Source organism: Microcoleus sp. bin48.metabat.b7b8b9.023, assembly GCF_013299185.1.
Classification (GTDB): Bacteria; Cyanobacteriota; Cyanobacteriia; order Cyanobacteriales; family Microcoleaceae; genus Microcoleus.
Genome location: NZ_JAAFKG010000044.1, coordinates 42,820 through 69,415, shown reverse-complemented (window position 1 = coordinate 69,415; position 26,596 = coordinate 42,820). Strand labels below are relative to the sequence as shown.

Here is a 26,596-nt window from a genome sequence, read left to right as displayed (position 1 = left end):
CGCTTTCAATATTTTGTTGAAAGCTTTGAGAGATACCTCCCTGACAGGAGAGCTTGCTGCTTTTTCTGTTTTGCCATACACGGCTATTCTGGGCTTAGTCCGGGATTTACCGGGTTAAATGTATCTGTAGCAGTTCAGCTTTCAACTGTCGGTTTTCGGCTCGAAGTTGCTCCATTTCCAACGCCACAGCAGCAGCACGCCGATCCCTTTCTCTGTTTTGTTCTCGGATTTCCTCTCTAAGCCGCTTATTGTCCGATCGCAACTTCTCCAGTTCAGAATCAGTATCTTTAGGCGATCGACCGCTTCCTAGGGATGGAAATCGCCGATCGACCAAGCGCTGAACTGCTGCACCAGTAGGCATACCACTAGGTGATGACTCTAGGGCTTCTTGCCAAATTTCCAGTTGCAGCTCTCGGGGTAATCCTGTTAGAGGACGAACTTGATTTTCCTTTGTCGGAAATTTGAGACCAATTGGTCTCAAATTTTCAACAACCCGCGCTGCTGAAATAAATCTATCTGCTGTTCGTCTTCCAATACCCCAGTTGTCGAGGCAATAAGCCTCAAAACTCTTGTGAGTTTCACGGTACAATTTCTCTTCCCGAATCTCATCAAGGGCTTTGCCCACTTCATAAAATATTTGAAGTCCATGTTCGACAATGGATTCCAACTCTTGAAGCCTTTTCCGTTCAGCTACATCAAGTTGGGCAGTGGCATACTCGGTTTCTAGTAGGGTATTGGTAGTTTGCATAGCAATTCCTCAGCGGTCGGAGATCGAAAATTCGAGTTGGAGCTTCTGGCGAGAGTTCTGCTAGAGAAGAGACTTGATTTTCCTCTGTAGGCATTTTGAGACCAATTGGTCTCAGTTTTTCCAATTCGAGACTGAAAACTCAGCATTTAGGAACCTAAATTCTAGAGACTTGATTTTCCTCTGTAGGCATTTTGAGACCAATTGGTCTCAGTTTTTCCAGTTCGAGACTGAAAACTCAGCATTTAGGAACCTAAATTCTAGAGACTTGATTTTCCTCTGTAGGCATTTTGAGACCAATTGGTCTCAGTTTTTCCAATTCGAGACTGAAAACTCAGCATTTAGGAACCTAAATTCTAGAGACTTGATTTTCCTCTGTAGGCATTTTGAGACCAATTGGTCTCAGTTTTTCCAGTTCGAGACTGAAAACTCAGCATTTAGGAACCTAAATTCTAGAGACTTGATTTTCCTCTGTAGGCATTTTGAGACCAATTGGTCTCAGTTTTTCCAGTTAGGGCTGGAAAACTCACCATTCAAGAGCCAAAACAATTATCTATTCCGACTCCCAAATGCTTCTGCCTTCAAGGATACAGATATCTTTTTAGGCGACGGTTGCGAGCTTCTTAACTTTCTCTTCCAACGAATCCATCAGAGATTGGAACGGGCTGACAAATTTCTCGATCCCGTCCAGAAGCAAGTCTTCCATCACTTTGTCCAAGTTGATGTCGATATCTGGATCTTTGAGACTTTCGATCAGCGCGTAAGCTTCTGCCACGTTGTTCTCAATTCGGGGTGCGACATCACAGTGATCGAAACAAGCTTCAACGGTGTTCGGTGGCAAAGTGTTCACCGTGTCGGGGCCGATCAATTCATCGACGTACATCACATCGCTGTAGTTGGGGTTTTTGGTGCTGGTACTCGCCCACAACAGCCGCTGCACTTCGGCTCCCTTGGCTGCTAATGCTTGCCAACGATCGCTCGCGACGATCTCTTTATATTTCTGGTAAGCTACTTTGGCATTGGCGATCGCAATTTTTCCCTTCACCGCTTCCAGTTTGGCTTTCGTAGCAACATCAGTGACGTTTTTGAGTTTCTCGTCAATCTTGCCGTCAATATTGATGTCGATCCGGCTCAAGAAGAAACTGGCTACAGAAGCGATGTTGCTCACATCCAAACCCTTAGCTGCCCGCGCTTCCAAACCGCGAATGTAAGCCCAGAAGGTTTCGACGTAGCTGTCAACAGAGAACAGCAAAGTCACGTTAACGTTAATCCCTTCGCTGATGACTCGTTCCACTGCCGGCAATCCTTGAGCAGTTCCGGGAATCTTAATCATCACATTTGGTTTACCGATCGCCTGATAATAACGTAAAGCTTCACTAATCGTGCTTTCTGTATCATTTGCGATCGTCGGTGGCACTTCAATGCTGATGTAACCGTCCAAACCCTTTGATTCTTCGTACACTGGAGCGAAGACATCGCAAGCGTTGCGGATATCTTCAAAAACTAGAGATTCGTAAATTTCGAGTACAGATTTACCAGCCCGAATGCCAGCTTCGATATCCGCATCGTAAATCACATTGCCCGCGATCGCCTTCTCGAAAATCGCCGGATTAGATGTGATCCCGCGCAGCCCGCGACTTTCAATCATCTGTTTGAGTTCGCCGGACTCGATCAGATTGCGAGTCAAATTGTCCATCCAGATGCTCTGGCCAATTTCTTTGATTTCTAACAGGTGATTCTTTGTCGTTTCCGTCATTACTGTCGCTCCTACAATTTGGTTACTTGTTACTTGTTACTTGTTATTTGTTACTTGTTATTTGTTACTCGCCAATAACCAATAACCAATAACTTCACTCTTCAAGTGTTATGGGATTGCGCGATCGCTCTTTAATAAAAGACTCAACCAGCGCTACATTTTCTTTACTGCCAATAATCAAAGGCGTGCGCTCATGAATTTTAGTCGGCACAACGTCCAAAATGTCTTGAATACCCGTACTAGCGCGCCCGCCAGCTTGCTCCATCAAAAATGCCAAAGGAGCCGATTCGTAGAGTAAGCGCAATTTGCCATCGGGGTTTTTCACCGTTCCTGGGTACAAAAACACACCTCCCTGAAATAAAATTCGGTGAAAATCTCCCACCAAAGCCCCACCGTATCGGGCGGTATAGCCTTGATTTCGATGTACGTAGCGAATGTAATCCCGATAAGATTCTTCCCACTGCCAAAAGCTACCTTCATTGACACTGTAGATCGGGCCGTTATCTGGAATCTTGATGTTTTCGGTTGATAGAATAAACTCGCCTAAACTGGGGTCGAGGGTAAAGGAATGAACGCCTTGCCCGATCGAATAAACCAGCATTGTACTGGGCCCATACAGCACGTAGCCGGCGGCGATTTGTTTGTGCCCGTGTTGCAGCAAATCGGCAGCAGAACCGTCTTCATCATCCCCCTCTTGCTTGCGGATGCTGAATATGGAGCCGACATTCAGATTGATGTCAAGATTGGAAGAACCGTCTATGGGGTCGTAGAGCAGACTGTAGCGTCCGATGGGACAATTTTCTGGAATGTAGTAGGGTTTTTCCATTTCCTCGGAAGCCAAACGGCAGACAAGTCCGCTTTGCTGAAATACCGAGATAAACACTTCATTAGCATAGATATCCATCTTTTTGACGGATTCTCCCTGCACGTTCACAGCCCCTGTAAACCCTAAAGCATCTTCCATGAGTCCGGCCCTGCTGAGGCGTCGCGCGATCAGCTTAGCAGCCAGCCCAATGCGATTCATCAGAGCGCTGAGATCCTGAGCATCTGCTGAAAAGCTGTGGAGTTGCTGGAGTACGTGACGGGATAGAGTCGTGCAATCGCGGTCTAAGGATTGCACCTGCTCGGTCGGGCCCAGACGGGTTTCCCCTGTTGGCGCGTTTACCATGATGTTGATGTTCTCCCTGTCTTGCGGCTCTGGATTTGGGTTCGATGGAGTGCTTGACACTTGCTCGCTCATCGGCTATTAGACCGATCGCCCCCTAACTTCTATCTTAGGGAGGGTTTCGGAAAAGGGGGGCGAACTTTAGGGTAACTTTAGATCCCGAGCGAAAATTGAGGCGTGCGATCGGCTGTTGAGTCGAGAATTGTATTCAAAATCACTAAATTTTTTTATTAACCGCAGAGGACGCTGGAGAACGAACCTGATCGCGAAACTTTAAGACAACAAACTTTCAATAATTATTGCCCAAATTGGCAGTTTGTTAGATATGTGGTTTTTGATTTGAGTTAAACCTCGATCGAGTTTGACATCAATAGAGTTAATAGTCTTAGCCATCAACATTACATTCTTATCAATTTGAGCATCGTAATTATATACTAAATGGGTAATCGGAGTTTTTTGTTTATGAATATCCTTAATAATATCCGAGCAATCTGCTTTGAGCAGCCAAGAACTTATATACCGTTTGTAATAAAAATCAAAATCAACTATTTGACCAGATAATTTTAAGTAACTTCCAGAAACAATGAATAGAGGAGATACTCGTCTCCATAAGCTACCAAAATCATGAAACAGATCGGTATTTGCCTCCTTCTCGTAGTCAAAATATTGTGTATAAATAGCCATTTGATCGGAACCCCACAAATAGCCTTTTTGATTTAGTAGCATTTGCGCTCGGAATAAATAGTTATAAGACTTTTCCGTAATTAATAATCTGCTTATGTCTATTTTATCATCATCTATGATGTAATCTACATATCTTAGATGTAAATCTAAACATAATTGCACAGTCCCCCAAAAAATAGCATTTTCCTGCTGCTCTAAAATTCCTAGTCCTTCTAACATAGGTAGTGTATAAAGATAGAAATATCGTTGGGCGGTTTTTTGATCCTCCACATCTATTAACAAATTTCGATCTAAAGTTAATTTAGAATTCAAAATTTCTTTTTCCAAATCAAGAATATATTGTAAATCTTTTTCTTGAATATTGTTAATAATTTTTTCTGCAAGATTCATTATCTTAATCCTCGTCTAATTAAAACTAAAGTATACATTTTATACGCCCCTGAAAATGTTTTTGAGAATACCTATCTTGTCAATTAAGTATCTTTGAAAAAATTAATCAAAAACGGAATCTCTACTTCATGTTTGTCACCTCTCGCAAAATAAGCACTGATCTGAGAATTGTCTCGGTAAACTCTAATAATATTCCCCTCAACAATACAAGTATCACCTTTAACAAGTATTTGATATAGTAAATCATTTTGTGATGTAGGATATATTGCCTCTACAGATTGATATTTGACTGCATTTTCAGCAACAATGTTACCTTCAAAACGATAAATCTTAAGTTCTGAAAGACATAAAATTGGTGTTTGCAAATGATGTTTTATTTCTTGTAAATATTCTTGGCTCTCCTCATTAATTAGACGGCGGTTTTTTTGAGCATATTCGATAGACGCTTCACAATTAAAAGAACAAGGTATATGGGGAATTAATGAAAATGGAGTATGACGTAACAATCCATTTGATAAATATGTAGGTTTGTTAATCGTATTGCGATAAGTTTCATAGTAATTATTATAAAAATTCCAATGATTTCGCTCTTGAAAAAAATCAAGACAACATTGAGGATAACCTAGTGCTTTTCCAAAAGTATAATGGTCTGGTAAATGTTTTTCAATGACTCTTTGACCGACAACTAAAGGATACCATCCTGAAGCAATTGCATTTGTTAAAGCATCTTGTGATTTAGCAATAAAAACATGAGCTTGGTCAGAAAATTCCTTACTAAAAACAGCTTTAGTTGTAGTAAATAACTCTTGAGGTAAACTGTTTAATTTTCCCAAGTCTCGATCGAAATAAGCATCTACATAATAATACAAGCCAAAATATTGAGCTAATTCACAAAAATATTTCCATTTTGGCTTTTGCACCCATAAATCTGTTGCCGATTTTAACCCTTTAACAGTAGCAATAAAAGAAGGTAATTGTCCCCCATCAGGAAATATCTCAAGGTATTTGCTAAAATGACTATTTACTAAGTATTTGCTCAAACTTGCTGTATTCATGAATTTTTTAATTAACTAATTAATGTTTGAACTAATTTAACCATCATTTGAACTTTATTTTCAGAGTTTGAGTTTTGCCTGATTAATCTTTTTATATCTAAACTATTAGCAACAAGTTTATCTAGATTAAGCAAGATTAATTCGTAATCTTCTAACAGGTTTAAATGTCTCAATGCAAACATAAAACATTGCCAAAAATAAGGAGCATTAGGATATTGCTCAAGACAACTTTGATAAAATCGTGCTGCTTTATGATAGTCTTGATTAAGATAAGCAGTATGTCCACATATTAAGTCTAATAAAATTGAATCTCCCAACAGAGTTTCTTTTAATATGTCTTCTAATTCTTTTAAGCCTCGATCGTGGTAAATAGCTACTAAAGTCTCAAGAATTGGATCGAATGGTTGTCTCAGATAAGTTAAGGGACGTAAATCTATATTTGGTGTAAATCCTAGCCATTCACATGATTGATTCAATATTGTATTGTTGTCATTTTTTACCAAATCAACAGATATTTGAATTTGAAACATTTCTGTTTCGATTAAATTAGGATTTGCCGCTTCCCATTTCTGCAGATGTTCTTTTAATCTAACATCAATCAGTTGTTTTTCTGTTTGAGAAATTTCAGGTTCAACTCGATCGATATTTTTTTCTATTGCTTCAATCAAGCCTTGACCAATCAAAGAAAATTCTGCATTTGTTTTTAAAACTTTAAGTGCAGTTAGCAGTTGTTCTTTAGCAGTATATACTCTTTGTTGTAAACGCTTTTCTTGTAAAAGAGGTATATCTATTTTCAGAATTTTATGCCCAAATTCTAAAACAGCTTGAAATACATAAATTCCCTGCAAAATACCACTGAGAGGTCGAGGATCGTCACGCCAAGGAGAATAATAAATTGCTTCAGGACTACCTTTTACAATGATTGGATCTAAATTTAATAAAGCATTAAGTTTGTGATGATGGTATTCATGGACTAAAGCTTCTACTATTACTGAGGTATCTGACATCCAAGATAAAACGAGAAGTCCGGGTATTTCACGAAATGTCTGACTTCTATGAACATCTATAGCGTGGGAATGTACTGGAACTAAAGATTGTACTCCCATTAAAATTTCACTTGCTAATAAACTTGAACAACTATCTATCCAAAACCAAGCTTCTTCTAAACTAGATAGCCATTTAATAGTGGAAGTTGGTGTTAATTCCTCAAAATTCAAATCATAGCGACCTCCTAAACGTAAATCACTGTCAAAACTATTTAATTCAATGCCATTATTGAGATGAGGTATTTCATTTTGAATCATCTCCAAATTTTGATTACCATCTGTATAAACATTAAAGCCAGCATTAGTTGTGGTAACAAAACGCAATCTTTGAAAGGCAATATATTGAGGATGCTGTAAATAAATTCCAGTTCCGGGTATGGCAATAATTCCAGCATGATCGGTATATAAAAAACACTCAAGATTTTCTATATTGTCATATTGTGCCATTGCTAAAATAAACTTTGGGAAAGATTCCAGATGAAACTTAATGTGCATTTCTGGAAACAGAATATGAGCTTTTCGGTTAACTAATTGCCAAGCTGTATCTAACCAAACGCTAAAATATGGATAGCGTAAAATCTTTCTTTGGGCATTTTTAGAAAATAATTTTACCAACTCAAAAGATTGAGAAAAGTTGGTATAGTTATCAATTAACTTAGGTGATTCTGATTGCAGTTTTTGAGAGAGATTACTTAACCTTAGCAAAGTTTTATGATATTCTGCTAAGTAAATTACTTTAACTAATGGATCGGAAGCCCCCGTAGGAGAAACTAAGTTTTTGACGGTATTAATATCCAGATCGATCTTCATGGCACTAACCCTAATTTAATAAGACGAAGTTTGACTAAACAGCAGGATTTTTTTGCTTCTTTATTGTTTGCATATCTTCAATTACTTCGCGGCGAATTGTAGTAATCATTTTTTTGAGATCGGAACAATACACTGATGGATTATGAAAGTAATTGTCGCTAGAATATCTATGGGGAAGATAACCACCACCACAAACTTTAACTAAGTTACATTGTTGACAAGTTTTGCTCAAATATTGCCACTTTTCTTGACGTTCAATAACCTTTTGAGATTCAAAAATATCATCAAAGCTGTGGGTAAATATATCCATTCCTAACTTAGTAGCTTGGGGATAAGTAACTTTCAAAGAATCAACTGCTTCAATATCACCGTTGGTTTCAATAACGGCAAAATCAACAGGGTTTAAACCCCATTCTTCTGAATTTCCTTGCAATCCTAGCATTAGCAAAATAATTTCCTTAAATTTCCTAATTTTGATTGTTTGAGGTTTTTGATGATACCAAATATCAAAAATCTTAAGTAGCCAGTCTGCATAAGGAGTTACATCAAGAGATTGTTCTTTACCAAGAGGTCTTAAATCATGGTGATTTAAAGGTAACAAAAAATCAATCGAAGGAGGATTATATTGTGATAAATAAGAATATACAGCTTCAGGATCGTTATGTAGATCGATCACACATAAAAAACCTGCCCATATTTTCCGTCCTCGATCGCTACTTAATAATTGAAGAGTTTTTTCCAAACTGGAAAATGCAGATTTACCTTGATGATCTAAGCGATGTAGATCGTTAGCTTCTCGATCGCCATCCATACTTAGACCTATTGTTGTATTATTAGAAATACAGAAGTCTAAGATTTCATCGTTTAACAACACACCATTACTTTGTATGCCAAATCTTAGTTTAACATTAGGTACATTTTTTGAAATAATTTCTTGAAATTTTTGGAGATAGTCTAACCCTGCTAAAAGAGGTTCTCCACCGTGCATGATTACAGAAAATTCTGATACTTGATGTTTGGTGGTATGTTCATCAATTCTCTTACCTAATTGTGTAATAGTTACTTCGGACATTTTCAAAGGTTGCTGTTGCCAACTTTGATCGCTATGCTGATACATATAGCAATAATCACAGTTAAGGTTGCAACGGGATACTACTTTACAAACCAGCGAATGTAATGGTGTGAACTGAGCCATAAATTATGATATGTTCAAAACTTAAATTATGTATGCCAGAATTAAATGGCTACTATTGCTTGAGGTAACTTAGTAGCCATTTAATTAGTATTCTGTAATAGCCAGTGCTTGACTACCCCCAAGCACGTTGATTGAACTCACCATGAGAAGAATGGCTCTCATGTCGATTATTATCAGATGTTCCCATTGGATTTTTAAAATTTATTTCTAAAATATTACCAAGTGCTGTATTTTTGAGTGCATCTAAGTCACTTAAGTCGAATTCTTCAAGGTCAAGAACAATACAATCATTTTGTGAGTAAGTATCAGTGAGTAATCTTTCTTTTGCTTGTGTCATTTTAGTAATGCTCCTAAAAAATTATCAACAACGGAAAAAGCACGACTTTTTAAGCCTGTGTTCGCTTTAATAGCATACCAAAATCAAAGATGGGAGTGCGATCGGAAAAACTTGGATTTCAACTGGAGTTTTATTACACAATATTAAGCAGAAAATCGGAAAAGTTCGGGAAAAATAGGATTCAGGTTAAGTTATAATGGGCTAAACCTTTACCCTGTATAGTTTTTATGAATGTAAATCAAGTGTTACAATTTGTCGATCGGCTAGTGGTTAAACGAACTGGAAAGCACCTAGATGATGTTCAAAGGGCTGTAGTTGAGGGGACTTGGGAAAGACAAACCTATGATGATATCGCCCAGAAGTGCCATGTCACTAAAAATCATGTAGGTGATGTAGGCGCTGAATTATGGCAACTTTTATCTGAAATATTGGGTGAGGATATAAAAAAAAATAATTTTCGTTCTAACTTAGAAAGAGTATATATTGAATCATCTCAAAATATTTGTATTGGTACTAATCATAACTTTAATTTTAGTTCACAAATCTTAAATCAGCCTAATAAACAACATCAAGAAAGCGATATAAATACTCAGTCTGCATCACATTACGATTTAACAGTAGCTCCTCAAATCATCAATTTTTACGCAAGACAATCTGAACTTAAAACCCTTTCTAATTGGATATCAAATCAAAATACTCGTTTAATCTCAGTATTGGGATTGAGTGGGATTGGTAAAACTACTCTAGTTAAAAGGTTTGTCGATCTCAACCTACAAAAATTTGAAGTAATTATCTGGAGAAGCCTAAAGTTTCCTAAACATTTAGAGTTATTCGTTAACGATCTCTTGAATGCTTGTAAACAAGAAGCTAAAGAAACTATAGATGATAACTTAAAACAATTATTAGATGCTTTAAGAGACAAAAAATGTTTGATTATCCTTGATGATGTTCATAATATCTTTATTCCTGGTCAATTTGCGGGACAATATAAATCTGAATATCAAGATTACCAAAACTTTTTCACCATGATTACAGAAACTGAGCATCAAAGTAATGTGATTTTAGTTAGTCAAGAGCAATGTGCAGAAATGGAGTGTTTAGATGAGGAATTATATCCGATTAAATGTTTAGAATTATCAAATTTAGAGGATGTAGAAATTATGAAAGCTAGTGGCTTAAAAGATGAGTACAGTTGGTCAAAGTTAATGAATTTATATGAAGGTAATCCGGGTTATTTAAAAAGTATTGCCTCTCTCATAAAAAATATTTTTGATGGCAAAGTTAATGATTTTTTAGCTGATAATAGCTTGCCGATAGCCAAAGATATGCAATATAAATTGAACCAGTTATTTAACAGATTATCACCTACAGAACAGCAACTTGTTTTAGAATTAAGTAAGCTCGATCGACCAGTATCCAGAGAATATTTAAGACAAAGTTTAGATTTATCATCAATGGATTTAATTAATGGTTTACAATCTTTACAACAAAGGTATTTAGTAAAGAAAATAAAAGAGGATAAAATCTTGTTTAAATTGTCTTCTGTCTTTCAGGAATATGTAAAAAATTGTTGTTTAAATTTACAACCCTAAATTTGAGACTTGCGCGCCTTGGCTATCAAGCCCGATCGCCCTTACATCAGCCTTCACCCCAAAATCCCCCCAAGCCGCCGCCATTTCCCTCACAACCGCATCAGCATTAGTAACATCCGTTACAGCCAAAAGCGTCGGCCCCGCACCGCTAATCACCATCCCACAAGCCCCTGCATTCAACGCAGCTTCTTGCACAGCTTCATATCCCCGAATCAGCGATCGCCGGTAAGGCTGGTGAATTTTGTCTTGGAGAGCGCAGCGCAGCCAATTGCGATCGCCCTTTTCCAACGCCCGCACCAACAAACCCAAGTGTGCCGCATTGAAAATCGCGTCAGCCCTGCTGTAATCTGTTGGCAAAACCTTGCGCGCTTCGGCTGTCGAAAGTTCAAAATCGGGAATCGCTACCACGGGAACAATATCGGGATGCCAGGGAATGTCGCAAATTTGCCAGAGAACCCCCCCCTGCCCCCCCTTGCTAAGGGGGGGTGTAAGAGGGGATTCTTCTCTCAGCCCCCCCTTACCAAGAAGAGATTCTTCTCTTAGCCCCCCCTTACTAAGGGGGGGTTGGGGGGGTGCATCGCTAGCAGCGAGGCGACAACCTCCCAGTAAAGCGGGGACAACGTTGTCGGGATGTCCTTCAAGTTCGATCGCCAATTGCATCACTTCCACCTGACTCAAAGGCTTTCCAGCTAAACAGTTAGCACCGACTAAGCCGCCGACAATAGCTGTAGCGGAGCTCCCCAAACCCCTCGCCAGGGGCACTTGCATATCTATATGTATGGCGACTGGTGGGGGGGATTGACGGAGGTATTCGTATAACTTGACAAAGGCTTGGTAAGCGAGATTGCTGTCGTCTGTCTTGACTTTGGCAGCTTCCGCGCCCGTAACGGTAATTTGCAATTTCTCGGTTGCTGACGGTTCGAGGAGGGAGAATTGGAAATGATTGTGGAGGCTTAAAGCGGCGCCGATGCAGTCAAAACCAGGGCCGAGGTTGGCGGTTGTGGCGGGTACGGTGACAGTGACGGTGGAAGTTGCAGGCATTTTTTGACGGGGTGAATTTCGAGTGTTCAACCGCTGATGAACGCAGATGAATTTTTGGTGTTTGTGCGATCGACTATTTTAACTGATTCCTAGAACATCTTCGTAAATTTGGGCGATCGGGCATTGAAAGTCTACGCTAGCCAAGCGAACTTCTTCGCCAGCAACGTAAGGGTAAAGTTCCCAGCGCCCTTCTGCATTGCGCCGATAACATTCTACACCGATTCTTTCTTGATTGATAATTACGTATTCTTGCAAAGTTTCTATGGTGCGGTAGTCGGCAAATTTATTTCCGCGATCGAATGATGCTGTTGTTGGAGATAGAACTTCTACGATTAAGCGCGGGTGGCGTTTGAAATATTCAAGGCTTCTATCTCTTTCGTCGCAAGTCACCATGATGTCTGGATAGTAAAACACGTCTGCTTGCTCAATTCTGGCTTTCATGTTTCCTATGTAAATGCGGCATCCTGTACCCCGAACGTGGTTTCTCAGCAGCGCAAATAAGTTGCCTGCAATTGTCTCATGGGCATCGCTTGCTCCCGCCATTGCGTAGATTTCTCCTTGTCTGTATTCGTGTTTGATCGGGCTAAATTTTTCCCCTTCTAAATAGTCTTCATGGGAGGCGTAGTTGTAACTTTTGCTTAAGGTCATAATTTGAAAATTTTAAAGCTGTGGTTATATTATACCCTGTTTCCCAAAACATTTATAATAGCAGCCTGTGCAGGTGTTTTATTGCATCTTGATAATCTTCTGTCTTGCCGTCTTTTTGATAAAAATCGGCGGCTTTTTGATAGTCAGCGATCGCGCCCGGTTTGTCTTTTAATAAATAGCGGACTTTCGCACGGTTGTAGTAAGCATCGGCATACTTCGGGTTAATTTCAATGGCGCGATCGAAGTCGGCTTTGGCTGCTGGATAGTCCTTGAGATAGCGGCCGTGAATGATGCCGCGTTTGTTATAAGCTTTGGCGTAGTTGGGGTTGATGGCAATAGCTGCGGTGTAATCTGCGATCGCCCCTGGGATATCTCCAGCCTCTGACTTGGCTAAACCGCTGTTAAATAAGTCTTCAGCCGAATTTTGAACGATGAGTATTGGTGAGTTTTGAGTAGAAATGGCAGGGGATATGCCGCCGAAAACGGTAACAAATCCGCAAAGTGCGATCGCCCTGTAAAAGAGTTTCATAAATAATCTAAGCAAAAATTCGAGCTACAGAGCAACTAAAACCAGGTAACAAAGGCGATGTCAATTCATCAGCACTCAACAGCGTAGCAACTAATCTTAAACTTGCTTGTTCCCTGCGATAAACCTCAATTTGCTGCAACCGCCAATTCACAATCCAGTATTCCTGTACTCCTCGCACTGAATAGAGTCGGAGTTTCAAATCTCTATCCCGTCTTTCATTGTCTGCACCGAGGGACAATACTTCAACAACTAACTCGGGTGCGGCGGTTAAATGGCCGGCTTCATCTAGCAAAATAGCCAAGCGTTCGTTGCTAGCCCAAACTACATCAGGGATGACGTTATCAGCATCAGTGAAAATCAGTCCTGGATTGATCGCTGCTCGTCCTAAACCAGCAGACATCGACCAACTATCTAGAACAGAGAAAAATCTGCCACAAGTCTGTTGATGACCCCAATGCGGTGCTCTAGTCACAAATAACTCTCCATCAATAATTTCGTAACGATCGCCGTTATCGGGCAATAGTTCTAAATCGGCGGTAGTCCAGCGTACTTTATCAGATATTGTCTGGCTCATACAAGCACTCTTGATAGGTGGTACGAACATTCTAGACGATCGAGCATCTAAAGCATCCACAAATTTTAACTGGTGAGTGCAAACGAACGCAAAAACAAAACCCGCTAGCGCGGGTTTCTATATTTTTAGTCCGCGAAGGCGGACTTTGTCTGTGTAGTCGCGATTTCCAATCGCCGGATTTCCTGAGAATTACAAACCATGAGATTACTTAAGAACAGTTTTAGAAGCAATGCGAGTTTTCTTGCGATCGGCTTCACTCAATTGTTCACCCGACTGCAAACGAGTAGCAGAGCTTTGCAGGACAGTTGCGGCACTTTTATCGCCCATTTGCAGAGCAGTTTTAGCTGCCGTTTGTAGCATTGTGGCCGCACCCGCGCGATCGCCCTGTTGCAGTCTAGTTTCTGCGAGTTGAGTTTGGCGGTACTTAGCCAAAGCTAAAATGTGCTGCTGTACCATCGGGTTAAGTGCAGGCTGATAAACTTTTAGGACATTAGTAGAAATTGCCACAGGATCGGAAAGCAAACTTTCACCGACTGTCGGATCGTCATAGCGAATTTGTAATTGCCCGATCGCCTGCGTACCTTCCGACAACTGTCCAATATAAATATTAGCCAAAACTACTCGCTCTACATCCTTCATTAAATCTCCCAAACGCACCATAAAACGATCGCCCTCTTGCTGCACAGGTAATTCGATCGTATCTGGGGCAACTTGCGCGATCGGTTTTAGTTCGGCTAACCGTACTTTTGGCATCAGCGAAAATAGCAAATAAGCATTAGTCAAACCTACACCTTGGATGCGAGTAAACAGCTTGCCAAACTCATCAACCGCATCTTCTGGACGCTGAATGTGAGCCAAAGCACCGCCGCCAGCATCAGCAATCTTTTCCAAAATATCCTGGTTCCAGTTATCCCCAAATCCCAGAGAATTTAAAGTCATGTTGTACTCAGCGGCCAGTTTCGCCAACTTCAAACAGCGATTGTTGTCGCCGTGTTCGTTTTCGCCGTCAGTCAGCAGAAACGCCTGAGATATTGCTTCTTTTTTGCCTTTCCCCAATTCTTCAATACCTAACTTAATGCCTTCATCAATGGCTGTACCGCCGGCGGGGCGCAATTGCTCGATTTGTCGTTTAATGTTAGCAGGGTCTCCGACAACTTGATTGGGGACGAGGACTTTGGCTTTGTGATCGAAAGCCACCGCACAAAAGCGATCCCCAGGTTTTAACCTGTCCAGCAAGCGTCCGGCGGCTTGTTTGACGGTTTCCAAGGGGCGCCCGCCCATCGAGCCGCTGTGGTCGAGAATCAGGCACAGGTTTAAAGGTACGCTAGAGTCGATCGCACTTGCCGTCGCCGACACTGAAACGGCTAGCTGGCGCTGGGTTGATGGCGCAGCAGCATCAAGGTTGGGGTCATTTAAAGCAGGGAGCAAACTAACTTTCATAAAGGTATTCCCGCCTGGAAACCCTGCCCACAAGGGGGCAGGGAGGAAGGCGGGGCTGGGTATAACGCCTTCCTCAAACTGTGTAGATGAAGTATAATAAGTTTATGATGCAAACGATATCTGTCTCTTGTAAGCTCAAATTCCCGTTAGAGTGACACGCAATACTTTATGTGTTTTTTGAGTCCAGACAACGCCAACCGTTGAATCCATGGATTCGCATCCCAGTTAAAAAAAGTAATCCTTCATGTTTTGAAGGGATAGTGGGATTGCCTTTGATCCCTGTAATTTTAGGATCTTAGACTAATATTACAAAAGTAGCTCTCCGAAGGTAGGGATGGGCGACAAGACGAAAAATCATATATTGGGCTTAGGGCAGCCATCTAAGAGATTTGATATAATAATTTTGGTTGCGACCCATCCAACTGACTAAGAGGCCACCCTTTGGGTAATTAAAGTATGTACTCGGCAGAGATTGGAGAAGACCTAGCCCGCTGACCCGCTCGTTCTGAAACACCAATGATGGTAGTAGGATGAGGCACAGGATGGACATGGTATAGGTACGACTCAGATATTTCGGTCTGCGGAAGGCGGACTACTGGCTATGGACGCTGCGTAAGTCCAAAATCTTGCTTGCAGGATAGAGGCAACGGCGGATGAAGTGGCAAACCCGAAAGACGAATAAGACCGTCCTTGTTAGCTGTGTTGGAAGCCCTGACTTAGCGAAGCAAGTAGGGGTACTTCACGAATAGCTCCATCAGTTTAGGCAACATTTTCGATGAAAACACCCATTAAAGCTGTGCAATCGCAATATTACGGGGAAGGCAACTCTCGGACGCCGCCTCCCGATTTGCCATCCCTGTTGCTGAAGGAGCGGATCGTTTATCTGGGTATGCCTCTGGTACCTGCGGTAACAGAACTCATTATCGCTGAACTGTTGTTCTTGCAGTACGAAGACCCGGATAAGCCGATCAAAATCTACATCAACTCGACCGGCACTTCTGGTTACAGCGGCGAACCCGTCGGCTTTGAAACGGAAGCTTTTGCTATCTGCGACACGATCAGGTATATTAAGCCGCCCGTGCAGACTATTTGTCTCGGTTCGGCAATGGGCATGGCTGCGATGCTGTTAGCTGCCGGTACAAAGGGCTTTCGGGCGAGTTTGCCCCATGCTTCGATTGTATTGCACCAACCCAAGGCTTACACGCGAGGTCAAGCCAGCGACATTCAAATTCGGGCTAAGGAAGTGCTGGCAAATAAAGCGACAATGCTTGATATTTTTGCAAGCTGTACGGGTCAGCCGATCGACAAGATTACTAAAGATATGGATCGGTTGCTGTACCTGACGCCCTATGAAGCTAAAGAATACGGTTTGATCGATCGGGTTCTTGAAAGTTCGGAAGAATTGGCGAAACCCGTTGCTGCGGGAGTTATCTAACTCGGTTATTAGTTATTGGTTATTGGTTATTAGTTATTGGTTATTATCACCAAAAACTCCAAACCAAGAAATAACTAATAACAAGTAACTAATAACAAGTAACTAATAACAAGTAACCAATGCCCAATGCCCAATGCCCAATGCCCTCTTTGGCCGATTAACAACTAAACGGAGTTCCGAATTATGCCTATAGGTGTGCCAAAAGTTCCCTACAAAATGCCGGGTGGTTATGATACTCAGTGGATTAATATCTACGATCGCCTTTACCGGGAACGGATTATTTTCTTGGGTAAGGACATCGACGATGAAATTGCCAATCAAATCATCGCGGTGATGCTGTATCTCGATTCGGAAGATTCGGGCAAAGATATTATTTTGTACATCAATTCCCCCGGCGGGATGGTGTCGGCAGGCATGGCTATTTTTGATACCATGCAGCACATTAAATCTGACGTGGTGACGATTTGTGTGGGCTTGGCTGCTTCGATGGGTTCTTTCCTGCTGGCTGCGGGTACGAAGGGCAAACGGTTGGCTTTGCCTCACTCGCGGATCATGATTCACCAGCCTTCTGGGGGCACGCGGGGACAAGCAACGGATATTCAGATTGAGGCGAAGGAGATTCTGCGACTGCGCCACCAACTCAACGGTATCTATGCTAGCAATACCGGAAAGCCGATCGAGAAAATCGAGAAAGACATGGATCGCGACTATTTCATGTCCGCCGAGGAAGCCAAAGAATACGGCTTGATCGACAAAGTGGTAGAAGATCGTCCGTAAGTTATTTTTTCGGCTTCAGTAGTGCGGGCAACCCTCGCACTACCCTAGTTCGCATCAAATTTTGGCAGAATCTTTACATTTAAGGATTCTGCCATATTTAATGGTATTATAAAACTTGATTCATGGTAAATGGATATTGCAGATTATTACCGACAGTTAGGGCTAAGGTCTGGTGCGAGTTTATCGCAAGTTAAAGCCTCTTATCGAAAGTTAGCCAGACAGTATCACCCCGATGTGAATCCGGGAAACGAACAGGCTAAGAATAAGTTTATTACTATTACTGAGGCTTATAAGTTCCTGGTGAATATTGCCCCCGCCGATGTTGCGAAGTCGAAAGTTGCCAATTCAAATGTGCCACCTCCTCCGACACCGCCAGCAGAGGCGGTGAAAGCTCAACCCCAGACAGTTAAGGTGACTCGGAAACAGCAACCCACTGAAGATAAGCAGGATCTGTCGGCGGCGGAAGACAAGTTAAAAAAAGATGCTTATTTTGAACTGCAACAGTTGCTGAAATATCAGAGGTTTCCGCGGGCGATCGCCCTAATTGAGGGTTTGGCCCAGCGGATGCCCGAAGATCGAGAGGTGCGACAGTGGCAGGCGATCGCCTATCAGCGCTGGGGACGGCATTTGATCGGAGAAAAGCAGGTTGACAAAGCGAGAATTTATTTGAAAAAGGCGGTGAAAACTGACCCTCACAATCGGGCTTTGTGGGCGGAAGTTGAGCGGGATTTTCGCAGGTTGGAAGAGATTTATTGATTGGGAATTGGCCAAACAGGGAATTGGCCAAACAGGGAATTGGGCATCGGGCAAACAGGGCATTGGCCAAACAGGGCATTGGGCAAGGAATCGAAAGACTATATTGTGTTCTATCAACTTGTAGGGTGCGTCATATCATGTCTGCTCGATTATCATAAAAAACAGTTTGTAGTGCGGACTTTAGTCCGCAAAAAGCTGCGGACTTAAGTCCGCACTACGAACCTTGTGAGATGTTCGATGAAATTTGCAGATTGTAGCTCGGGACGAACCTTACTATTTTTTACGATCGGCAATTCCGCTCTGATATCATAGAATTATTGAGTTGAGAAACCAGAGATGATTGCCACACCATCCACCGAACCAACACTGACAAATGTAATCGAAAAATTAGACCACCTATCAACCCGTGTTGACCACCTAGCGACTGATGTCGAGAAGTTCAACGATCGCTTTTCCAACTACCAGCAAGCGACTCAATGGGTTGTGCAGCTTGCTTTTACTCTGATTGCTAGTGCCACTATCACGGTGATTATTACTTCGGTTCTGCGCCGGTAATCAAAAGCTCTATATTTTTGAGTTTTTCTAAAATAACTTGGGTATTTTCTGGTCGGTTTTCGGGTAGCGGTTCCATCAATTGGTCGATCAACTCTACGAATGACTGGTCAACACCTACAGCCTGGTTTCTCCAATTAATCTTACCAGTTGTAGGATTTACGGGAAAGTCGATCGGCGGTAAACCGGTCAATAAATGCACAAAAGTACGCCCCAGGGCAAAAAAGTCCGTTAGCGAAGCCCTCGAAGAGGATCGCACTTCTGGTTTACCTGCAATTTGTTCGGGCGCAGAGTATCCAGCAGAACCTACAGGCGTCGTATCAATCCCCGCTTCTGTTGCAGCCCCAAAGTCAATTAATCGCAATTTCCCATCCGCTGCAAGCATCAGGTTGGATGGCTTAATATCCCGATGTACTAAATGATATTTGTGAATTGCCTGCAAAATATAGAGCATTTGTTGCAGCCAATCAACAGCCAATGTTTGAGAAATGTACTGATGTTTAGTTAGAAATTCTGCCAGGTTTTCGCCACTAATTTTTTCCATCGCCAAACAAGACAATTTTTGGGAGTTATGGGGGATTGTGATTTGGAAATAACCGTCTGGTTCGACTTGGGGAACTCTTCCCTTTCCTCCTAGCCAAATTAATGCCCGCGCTTCTTGTTGAAACAAACGAAGTAAATCGGGATTGTGTGTGTGTTTCAAGACTTTTAACACTTTGACAGTTCCCCATTCGTTTTCCCCGGTTCCCCAATCTTGGACTTCAAATATGTCTGTGGGGCGTGCGGGATTGGGCGATCGCACTGGTTTCAGGATGCGGTAGCGATCGGCAATTAGTAAAGCCGTGCCACAAGCCTGACAATTTTGAGCAGCAGCAGTATTTTCCCGTTGTTCGCATTGAGGATTGATGCAGTAAATCATCTGTCTTGATGCGTCCAAAACTGACGGATTTAACGGATTGATTCAATTATTAGCGCGAAACCCAGTAGTTCTGACCTTACTACTGGGTTTCTATTACCGGCCATTTTACACGCTACCACATTTAAGTCAAGGATTTAAGATTAATATCATCGCGCTCTACCGATTGAGCTACTCCCCAGTGTTTGGTTGGGGAGGCTGGAATTGAACCAGCAACCTCGATGACCTGATTGTTCCTGACATTCGTTTTGGCGATCGGCGGTGAATGCTGAGTTTAGAGTAATAACTTGCTATTGAATTTGTACGCAACGCTGCCTCTGCCAATTTGGGCTACCCCTCATTATTAGGTTGAAGGGACAGGAGTCGAACCTGTACTGTCACAGTTGTACGGTTTAAATTAAAGTTTGAGATTGAGCTTGTACTCTGTTTATATTTTAAACCATAACTATCAAAAAAGCAAGCAATTAGTGGAAAATAAATTGAAAAATTCGTTCTCCCACTTTGCGATCCTCAACTTCAGAATTATTAGCTTCTTCGCGGGCAAACATAACAGCTTTCTGCAATATTTCCACCCTTTGCAATAACTCATTGATCCGCTGCGCGGGTAAAGCTCCAGAAAACTTGACAGTGCGCCAGTAGCCGATCGTAATATCTTCGTAATAAACATCGACTTGAGCCGGATGGTGTTCGGTAGCTTCAGCTTTAACGTGATTGCGCGGAGTTTTAAAAGTTTTGAGAGTTTGCACGGGTTCAGCGGCCCAGCAGTCGGCCGAAGCATCGAAGTTCCAAGTCTCTGAAGCATCTAAGACTGGCAGTTTTTTGATAAATGATTGCAAATCTGCTAATTGCTTTTCAATGAATAGCAAATAGCTGACCGGTACTTGACTCAACAGCACGTTTCCGTCTACAGTCACGTCGGCGCGAGCGCTACAATTAGTCCAATCTTTTGTTGCGGTTACGTCGAAGAGTTTGGTCAAAACTTCTGTTGTTTTGCGGATAATCTCTTCGGCTTTGACTTCGACTTTTTTGGACTCGGGCGGCAGTTGTTCGCCTTCTTCGTCTTTGGGGCGGTACGTGCGGGAGATTCCCGAAAGCACAGCGGGCTTCTGGAGGGCTTTTTGGGCTTCTGCTAGTTCTTGGATCGATCGGCTTTTGATGCCTTTCTCGATCGCAATTATCTGATTTAATCGTGCCATAGTTCTATATTATTGATGCTGAACTCACGTCTAGTCTGGTTGCAGGGCGATCGTCAAACTCTTTCTCGCGTGGCTTTTAGGGCTTTGAGGACTGAAGTCCTGACTGCAAACCTTACGATTTTTAAGCTGACATCACGAACATTTGTAGTATAACATACTTCAAAAAAATGACAAGCTTTCCTTTGCAGGGGCGCTGCCAATAGTACCCTTCAACAGTTGACAGTTGACAGTTGACAGTTGACAGTTGACCGAAGGAGAGCGACCTCTACCCTTAAGTCCGAGGATTGGAGTAATGAATAGTCTGATTTTAATTTCTCCCGATCAGGCTTGGGGCTTTCAACGAATTCTTTCTGGTAAGCTGTTGTGGATTGAAATTGTGTCTTTCAATCCCCTATCAAAACTCATCAAATTCTCTCCCCCTCTCCCCTTCTCCCCCTCTGCCTATATGCACAACAGCCGAACCATGACCACTCGCTAGCCCAACAATTTATGCCTCAAAAACTTGGCAAAATCCCTAGCATCGCTGCGGATCAAGTGAATGCCGTCATTGGTGCGCCATTCTCGCGGGGGCGGGGGGGGCAACCACTCAAAGCGATCGGACGGAAACAGCTTTTTAGTCAATTCTCGGACTTGTTTTCTCCTGATTGCAGCGTCAACTCGCGACTCTTGAGGAATGTCAAATAAAATTATTTTTGCCCCGCTATTTTTATTGATTTCAGCGATTTGAGCTCTAATTACACCAGCTTCTTTTTTGATATCTTCTGCATCTTTTTTAGACAAAGGTTGGCTTTGAATATCAACAGTTGTTTGGATAGCTTTTTGCGATAATTCCGGAGTAAGATTGCGAGCCTCTATGCTGTCTAGTGCCTCTTTAGTTGCTTTTTGATTGTATTTATAGCCTTTTTTTAACGAATGTATAAAAACACTGACTGGACGATATTCTTCTCTCAGTATTGGCAAATACTGGCGCATCCAATAAAAAACAGGATTGTACAAAGATTCAACTAAATCCCTATCTATTGTGCGACTAATAGTATCGTTAATTTCTACCAAAATAATCGGAGGGTTGCTATTACTTTTTTTAACTATTTCTAAACCCGTCTGGCTCGATCCTCCCCCCAAAGCTATGCTCTTTACGCCCTTTCCAATGTCTGCAACACGAAGGTTGGCAGATAGAGAACTACCCACCATGACAATTTTCCGATCGGAATCATCATATACATACCTTTGAGCTTTGACAATATTATTTTGAATTAGGCTAACTCCGTCAGAAGCTGGTAACACTCCGCCACTGACGAGAACTTGATAAAAACTCATTAGAAACAGGAAAATTAGTACCGGGCGCAGAATAGATCGCAACTTGTATTTTATAAACATTGAACACCTTCTAGAATTGGAAATAAATAAATTGTTTCGAGCTGCCACTGTTGAGGAATATCATTGCCAGCATAATTCCTAAAGCTACATCTTGATAAATACTCCAGAATTTTTGATTTTTTTTAAGTGAATCATGTTTCATCAGATTTTGCCAAGTGGGAAAATGAGGAATGTGATAAATTACTACTGGCAGGGAAAAAATTAGCGTCGGAATAATGTGAGTCCAACCAGGCTTGACTTTATAGTTGCGAACTAAAGTAACTACGAAGTCAACTGCTTCTTCAAATCGTGGTAGTTTGAAAAGCAGCCATCCGAAGGAAACAAAAGAGAAAATTCCTACAACGCTAAGGCTGTCAAATAATAATTGTTGCCAGATTGGTTTGGTTTCTGCTGAATTGGGTTCTGGGGATTTATTTTTGGATTTGTCGAACCCAAAAAAGCGTTCTACTGCTAAACCAAATCCGTGATAAATGCCCCAAACTGCATAACTCCAAGCAGCACCGTGCCACAATCCGCCTAAAGTCATTACTGTCATTAAGTTAAGATAAGTTCTGATTTTTCCTTTACGGTTTCCTCCTAGGGGAAAGTATAGATAATCTCTGAGCCAAGTTGATAGGGAAATGTGCCACCTTCTCCAGAATTCCGAGAGGGAACGGGAGATGTAGGGAAAGTTGAAGTTGTCGGGAATTGCGTAGCCCAAAGCCGCTGCTAAACCGATCGCAATTAAGGAGTAACCGGCAAAATCGGCGAAGATTTGGATTGAGTAGCCGAACAGCAGCGTCAGGTTGGTAATAGTTCCAAATCCTTGGTAGTAGGGAAAGCTGATCCAGAAGGTATAGTCTTTTAAGTTGTCGGCGACGACCATTTTTAGGAAGTAGCCGACTGTGAGCGATCTAAAAATGAAATTGAAAGAAATGTCTTTTAAATATTTAGGCTCAATCTGGGGATAGAATGTCTTGGATTTTAAAATAGGGCCTGAGAGTAAATTGGGAAAAAAGCTAATAAAAAATGAAGTATTGAGCAGGTGTTGGCTAAATTTGGGTGAGACGTAAGCGTGGGATTCTGTTTCGCTTTCGCTTTTATCTTTTTGACTCAGTACATCTACCACTAAACTTATGCCTTCAAAGGTGTAGAAAGAAATACCGATTGGCAGAGGTAATTTTAAGAATAAATAAGCAATACTGCCTTCGGTTCGAGCAATATTAAAAACATCTGCAACAAAGTTAGTGAGCAAACCGGCGTATTTAAACAAGCTCAAAATTAATACATTCAGAACTACTCCTAATAAAGCCCAAAAAAAACGCTGTTTCTTGTCTGAAATTCTGGCAACTTGAAAGCTGGATGTAGTGTTGATCGCAATTGATAGTAGCAGGATCGACAGCAGTGCGGGAGCGTTCCAACTGTAAAATATGAAGCTGGCAATTATGAGGATGGGAACTTGCAGTTTTTGTAAGGGAGGGAAATAGTATATGGTGAAAACAATTGCAAAAAATACTAGAAATTCAATACTGTTAAATAACATATTCTTTTGATTTCGGTCTTTGATAAGTCTAACGGACAGCGGGTTGATTACTTTGGTTTTTCATCGGTTTTTCAATCGATATCCCTCGCGTTCTCTGGTGGGATTTTTGTGAAAAAACCTAGTTTCTGCATCCCAGAGTTTTTTTACCTAAGTTGTGACACCATTTTCCTAAAATAATGCAACTGTTGGCAAGCTTTAAACCCATACACAATAAGTCATTTCCAACTTTTTGATATTCTATGCGAAAATCGAAAATCGAAAATCGAAAAAGTTATCACTCACTATATCAAGGAGTGGCACTAATGCCAAGAGCGGACTCGTGGTGAGAGGTCGATCGCCCTTCCTGCCAAAGTGTAGCAAAGTTTACCTATTTTTCACGCTGCGACTACCTCCTTAGATAGATGCGGAAATACCTCCACGGGCTAGTAGCAATATTGAGAAATATTTCTTAACATATAGATAACAAAGGGAATCCGAGGAGACCAAAAATCCTTAAGCCCTTGGGGTGCGCGGTTAACCAGATTCTTCGCAAACAAGGGCTAAATCAATGAACCAGCAGCAAAACTCTGAAGTTTCAGCATTTTTGCCAATGCTCCAAAAAGGCATTTGGCTGTTTGGGATTCTGTCTTGGATATTCGGGCTGACAGATAGAAGCATTGCACTATTGTCTGACGGATACCTGTCCGCGATCGATATTGTCCAGCTATTTACAGCTTCCTTCTTTTTCGTTAGTTGGATATTTTTAAGCCCGTTTTTGAGTTTTAACTCCCAGAGTCAGCCGAAGGTAGAAGGCATTCGGCAGAAAGTAGAAGCCTCTCCCTAGTGTTTAAGTTGTAATGTTAGTTTCGGGAGTGCTGTTGGTTTCTGCTGGGGCGAAGCGGGCGGGCCAAATGCGATCGCAAAAAAACAAAGTTCCCGCCGTCATACATAGCGGAATCGCCAACAGATTTAACAGGGGAATGCTCACCAAACCCAAGCAAACCAAACCAAAACTCCAGCTAGCCGGCAAACTCGCCCGAAATATCTCAAATTTCTCCTGAAAAGTTAGCTTCCGCCGTTCCAAAGGTGCATTTAAAAAGTCCAAACAGACAACAGTCGCGCCCAAAGCTACGCCTCCTAAACTGCTAAGAATAGATCCGGGCCCGGGGATAAAATTCAGCAGCAGGAGCGGTATCCCGATGCTGAACACAAGTTGTAGTTTTCGGATTTCAAAGCCGATCGCCATTTGTAGATCCCGAAAAATACTCGCCAAGTTCATTGGTGCTTCTGCGGGCAATTGACCGTTCCGCAGAAGTTCCAATTGTTCGGATAATTTGCCGTACCAGGGCGAACCTAAAATCACGCCAAACTGAACTAACAAAAACCCGATTATTAACAAAAGTCCTGAAACTAAAAGTACGCGCAGCAGCCAGCCAAAACCGATTGTCAAGACGCCGAGAAAGCTCAGCCAAGCTGGCAAACTGACAATTAAATTATGAAATCTGACGGACAAATCGGCAACTAAAATGTCTATGCCTGCCAAACTAGGAAATAGCAAGCTCAAATAAAGACCGATACCAATTAAAAAATTTAGGACGACGGGAATTAATACATAAGTCCACAGCTTGGGAGTTTGAAAAATCAGCGTGAAAGCTCGAAAAGGATAGGTGAAACCTACCAAAAGTCCAAGGGGAGCGGTAATGGCTGCGGGGGCGGGATTTGAATTGAGCTGTTTTGACATATGGTTAAACAGTTGACAGTTGACAGTTGACAGTTGACAGCGAATTGATAAGAACGGAGATTTAAACTCCGTTTTTATCACAATCTGCCGACCTGCTGGGGCTTCAAACCCGGCTATTCGGTGAAGGAAGAAGGAAGAAGGAAGAAAGCCCTTCGACTACGCTCAGGGTACAAATTCTATTATTATTACGTATGAGGATTTATTGCAGGTAGCCCCAAAAGTGAAGCTTTTTATTTACCATACCCCGGAACTTACGCCAGCAGACAAGATGCCGGCTTGCGCGATCGCAGTTGATGTACTGCGGGCGACTACGACAATGGCGACGGCCTTGAATAATGGCGCAGAAGCTGTGCAAGTTTTCAGCGACTTAGATAAGCTGATGGCAGAGAGCGAAAAATGGCCTGGAGACAAGCGGATTCGCGCCGGAGAGCGCGGTGGCGCGAAAGTTGACGGTTTTGACATGGGGAATTCGCCGCTAGACTGCGCGCCAGAAAAGGTGACTGGAAAGCGAATTTTTATCAGCACAACTAACGGTACTCGGGCTCTGCAACGAGTGCAAGATGCTGCAACGGTGTTGACGGCGGCTTTGAACAACCGCAAATCTGTGGTGCAGTTTTTGTTAAGCAAAAAGCCTGAAAGTATTTGGATTGTGGGTTCTGGTTGGGAAGGGAGTTATTCGTTGGAGGATACGGTGTGTGCTGGTGCGATCGCCCAAAGTCTCTTGGCCGAAAGCGGTATTCCGGCGATCGATTTTGCTGGTAACGATGAAGTGTTTGGGGCGATCGCTCTTTATTTGCACTGGCAAGATCGGCTGCATGAATTGTTGGAAAAAGCCAGTCACGGCCAGCGCCTCCTCGGTTTGGGCGTGATTGAAGATTTAAAATATTGCGCGCAATTGGATACTTTAGATGTGCTTCCCATGCAGCGAGAACCGGGTGTTTTGGTGAAGTCGGATTTTAAAATTTCTTAGGCTGATTTCTGGGTTATATCTTCGGAAAAAAGGCGAATTGAAATTGTCTGCGAGTGCAGTATTGGTAGGTGCGCTGGGAGCATCTCAGTTTTGCATTTACAGTGATGTCCCGCTCGCGTATTGTACAATACGCGAGCGGGACACTCGCACTACAATAAAAAAAAATGCTTTTTACAAAACTGAGATGCTCCCGGTGCGCTCTTGTAGTAACCTACTCGAACAACGACGATAAAATTGGTTCGTAGTGAGGACTTTAGTCCGCATAAAATCAGAGGACTAAAGTCCTGACTACAAACTGTAAAATTGGTTCGTAGTGAGGACTTTAGTCCGCATAAAATCAGAGGACTAAAGTCCTGACTACAAACTGT

General features: G+C 42.1%; 26 protein-coding genes. 8 read left to right on the top strand and 18 right to left on the bottom strand.

Going from position 1 to position 26,596, the window contains the following annotated elements; genetic code table 11:
• Positions 1 to 106 precede the first annotated feature (106 nt).
• The 8 genes from QZW82_RS22500 to QZW82_RS22465 form a co-directional block, all read right to left on the bottom strand.
• On the bottom strand, positions 107 to 748 hold the full coding sequence (locus tag QZW82_RS22500) for a hypothetical protein (protein WP_293153100.1): 642 nt from the start codon (positions 746 to 748) through the stop codon (positions 107 to 109).
• A 598-nt stretch (positions 749 to 1,346) separates the two neighbouring features.
• Entirely contained in the window at positions 1,347 to 2,501 is a 1,155-nt protein-coding gene (gene tal, locus QZW82_RS22495; protein WP_293153097.1) for a transaldolase, read from the bottom strand.
• A 94-nt stretch (positions 2,502 to 2,595) separates the two neighbouring features.
• Positions 2,596 to 3,669: a class 1 fructose-bisphosphatase gene (gene fbp, locus QZW82_RS22490; RefSeq protein ID WP_293153106.1), complete on the bottom strand. Its 1,074-nt coding sequence runs from the start codon at positions 3,667 to 3,669 to the stop codon at positions 2,596 to 2,598.
• 270 nt (positions 3,670 to 3,939) lie between these two features.
• Positions 3,940 to 4,740: a hypothetical protein gene (locus tag QZW82_RS22485; protein WP_293153094.1), complete on the bottom strand. Its 801-nt coding sequence runs from the start codon at positions 4,738 to 4,740 to the stop codon at positions 3,940 to 3,942.
• 83 nt (positions 4,741 to 4,823) lie between these two features.
• Complete coding sequence (locus tag QZW82_RS22480) at positions 4,824 to 5,795, bottom strand: DUF483 domain-containing protein (protein WP_293153091.1); 972 nt, start codon at positions 5,793 to 5,795, stop codon at positions 4,824 to 4,826.
• Between the two features lie 11 nt (positions 5,796 to 5,806).
• Positions 5,807 to 7,651 carry an HEXXH motif-containing putative peptide modification protein gene (locus QZW82_RS22475; RefSeq protein ID WP_293153088.1) on the bottom strand — a complete coding sequence of 615 codons (1,845 nt, stop codon included), beginning with the start codon at positions 7,649 to 7,651 and terminating at the stop codon, positions 5,807 to 5,809.
• Between the two features lie 34 nt (positions 7,652 to 7,685).
• Positions 7,686 to 8,846: an FxsB family cyclophane-forming radical SAM/SPASM peptide maturase gene (locus tag QZW82_RS22470; RefSeq protein WP_293153085.1), complete on the bottom strand. Its 1,161-nt coding sequence runs from the start codon at positions 8,844 to 8,846 to the stop codon at positions 7,686 to 7,688.
• Between the two features lie 112 nt (positions 8,847 to 8,958).
• The gene (locus tag QZW82_RS22465; RefSeq protein ID WP_293153082.1) at positions 8,959 to 9,183 is read right to left on the bottom strand and encodes a hypothetical protein; all 225 of its coding nucleotides are present in this window, start codon (positions 9,181 to 9,183) and stop codon (positions 8,959 to 8,961) included.
• A gap of 227 nt (positions 9,184 to 9,410) precedes the next feature.
• Here QZW82_RS22465 and QZW82_RS22460 point away from each other — a divergent pair, with 227 nt between their 5' ends.
• Positions 9,411 to 10,775, top strand: coding sequence for an ATP-binding protein (locus QZW82_RS22460; RefSeq protein WP_293153079.1), 1,365 nt, complete (start codon positions 9,411 to 9,413; stop codon positions 10,773 to 10,775).
• On the opposite strand, the gene thrB is transcribed toward QZW82_RS22460, so the two are convergent.
• The 5 genes from thrB to QZW82_RS22435 form a co-directional block, all read right to left on the bottom strand.
• Positions 10,764 to 11,816, bottom strand: a complete 1,053-nt coding sequence (gene thrB, locus QZW82_RS22455) for a homoserine kinase (protein WP_293153076.1) — start codon at positions 11,814 to 11,816, stop codon at positions 10,764 to 10,766. The two genes, QZW82_RS22460 and thrB, sit on opposite strands and share 12 nt — an antisense overlap.
• 78 nt (positions 11,817 to 11,894) lie before the next feature.
• Positions 11,895 to 12,464, bottom strand: coding sequence for a Uma2 family endonuclease (locus tag QZW82_RS22450; RefSeq protein ID WP_293153073.1), 570 nt, complete (start codon positions 12,462 to 12,464; stop codon positions 11,895 to 11,897).
• 52 nt (positions 12,465 to 12,516) lie between these two features.
• The gene (locus QZW82_RS22445) at positions 12,517 to 12,993 is read right to left on the bottom strand and encodes a tetratricopeptide repeat protein (RefSeq protein WP_293153070.1); all 477 of its coding nucleotides are present in this window, start codon (positions 12,991 to 12,993) and stop codon (positions 12,517 to 12,519) included.
• Between the two features lie 7 nt (positions 12,994 to 13,000).
• Positions 13,001 to 13,567: a Uma2 family endonuclease gene (locus QZW82_RS22440; RefSeq protein WP_293153067.1), complete on the bottom strand. Its 567-nt coding sequence runs from the start codon at positions 13,565 to 13,567 to the stop codon at positions 13,001 to 13,003.
• Positions 13,568 to 13,771: 204 nt separating this feature from the next.
• Positions 13,772 to 15,007 carry a VWA domain-containing protein gene (locus QZW82_RS22435; protein ID WP_293153064.1) on the bottom strand — a complete coding sequence of 412 codons (1,236 nt, stop codon included), beginning with the start codon at positions 15,005 to 15,007 and terminating at the stop codon, positions 13,772 to 13,774.
• Positions 15,008 to 15,782: 775 nt separating this feature from the next.
• Between QZW82_RS22435 and QZW82_RS22430 the strand changes: the two genes are divergently transcribed.
• From QZW82_RS22430 to QZW82_RS22415, 4 genes are all read left to right on the top strand, one after another.
• Complete coding sequence (locus tag QZW82_RS22430) at positions 15,783 to 16,442, top strand: ATP-dependent Clp protease proteolytic subunit (RefSeq protein WP_293153061.1); 660 nt, start codon at positions 15,783 to 15,785, stop codon at positions 16,440 to 16,442.
• A gap of 183 nt (positions 16,443 to 16,625) precedes the next feature.
• Entirely contained in the window at positions 16,626 to 17,219 is a 594-nt protein-coding gene (locus tag QZW82_RS22425) for an ATP-dependent Clp protease proteolytic subunit (protein WP_193971784.1), read from the top strand.
• A 129-nt stretch (positions 17,220 to 17,348) separates the two neighbouring features.
• Positions 17,349 to 17,975: a DnaJ domain-containing protein gene (locus tag QZW82_RS22420; protein WP_293153058.1), complete on the top strand. Its 627-nt coding sequence runs from the start codon at positions 17,349 to 17,351 to the stop codon at positions 17,973 to 17,975.
• Positions 17,976 to 18,311: 336 nt separating this feature from the next.
• On the top strand, positions 18,312 to 18,530 hold the full coding sequence (locus QZW82_RS22415; RefSeq protein ID WP_293153055.1) for a hypothetical protein: 219 nt from the start codon (positions 18,312 to 18,314) through the stop codon (positions 18,528 to 18,530).
• Here the strand turns inward: QZW82_RS22415 and QZW82_RS22410 are convergent.
• Positions 18,508 to 19,446: a serine/threonine-protein kinase gene (locus QZW82_RS22410; RefSeq protein WP_293153052.1), complete on the bottom strand. Its 939-nt coding sequence runs from the start codon at positions 19,444 to 19,446 to the stop codon at positions 18,508 to 18,510. The two genes, QZW82_RS22415 and QZW82_RS22410, sit on opposite strands and share 23 nt — an antisense overlap.
• A gap of 461 nt (positions 19,447 to 19,907) precedes the next feature.
• On the bottom strand, positions 19,908 to 20,639 hold the full coding sequence (locus QZW82_RS22405; RefSeq protein ID WP_293153049.1) for a hypothetical protein: 732 nt from the start codon (positions 20,637 to 20,639) through the stop codon (positions 19,908 to 19,910).
• A 292-nt stretch (positions 20,640 to 20,931) separates the two neighbouring features.
• Here QZW82_RS22405 and QZW82_RS22400 point away from each other — a divergent pair, with 292 nt between their 5' ends.
• Positions 20,932 to 21,117: a hypothetical protein gene (locus QZW82_RS22400; protein WP_293153046.1), complete on the top strand. Its 186-nt coding sequence runs from the start codon at positions 20,932 to 20,934 to the stop codon at positions 21,115 to 21,117.
• On the opposite strand, the gene QZW82_RS22395 is transcribed toward QZW82_RS22400, so the two are convergent.
• Both QZW82_RS22395 and QZW82_RS22390 read right to left on the bottom strand, forming a co-directional pair.
• Complete coding sequence (locus QZW82_RS22395; protein WP_293153043.1) at positions 21,114 to 22,016, bottom strand: hypothetical protein; 903 nt, start codon at positions 22,014 to 22,016, stop codon at positions 21,114 to 21,116. The genes QZW82_RS22400 and QZW82_RS22395 overlap by 4 nt on opposite strands.
• 10 nt (positions 22,017 to 22,026) lie before the next feature.
• Entirely contained in the window at positions 22,027 to 23,538 is a 1,512-nt protein-coding gene (locus QZW82_RS22390) for an MBOAT family O-acyltransferase (RefSeq protein WP_293153040.1), read from the bottom strand.
• 547 nt (positions 23,539 to 24,085) lie between these two features.
• Here QZW82_RS22390 and QZW82_RS22385 point away from each other — a divergent pair.
• Positions 24,086 to 24,361 (top strand): hypothetical protein, encoded by a 276-nt coding sequence (locus QZW82_RS22385; protein WP_293153037.1) that lies wholly within the window; start codon positions 24,086 to 24,088, stop codon positions 24,359 to 24,361.
• A 3-nt stretch (positions 24,362 to 24,364) separates the two neighbouring features.
• Here QZW82_RS22385 and QZW82_RS22380 read toward each other — a convergent pair whose 3' ends face one another.
• A complete protein-coding gene (locus QZW82_RS22380) occupies positions 24,365 to 25,339 on the bottom strand; it encodes an EI24 domain-containing protein (RefSeq protein ID WP_366665073.1) in 975 nt (324 codons plus the stop codon).
• Between the two features lie 139 nt (positions 25,340 to 25,478).
• Here QZW82_RS22380 and QZW82_RS22375 point away from each other — a divergent pair, with 139 nt between their 5' ends.
• Positions 25,479 to 26,228, top strand: a complete 750-nt coding sequence (locus QZW82_RS22375) for a 2-phosphosulfolactate phosphatase family protein (protein ID WP_293153034.1) — start codon at positions 25,479 to 25,481, stop codon at positions 26,226 to 26,228.
• Positions 26,229 to 26,596 lie beyond the last annotated feature (368 nt).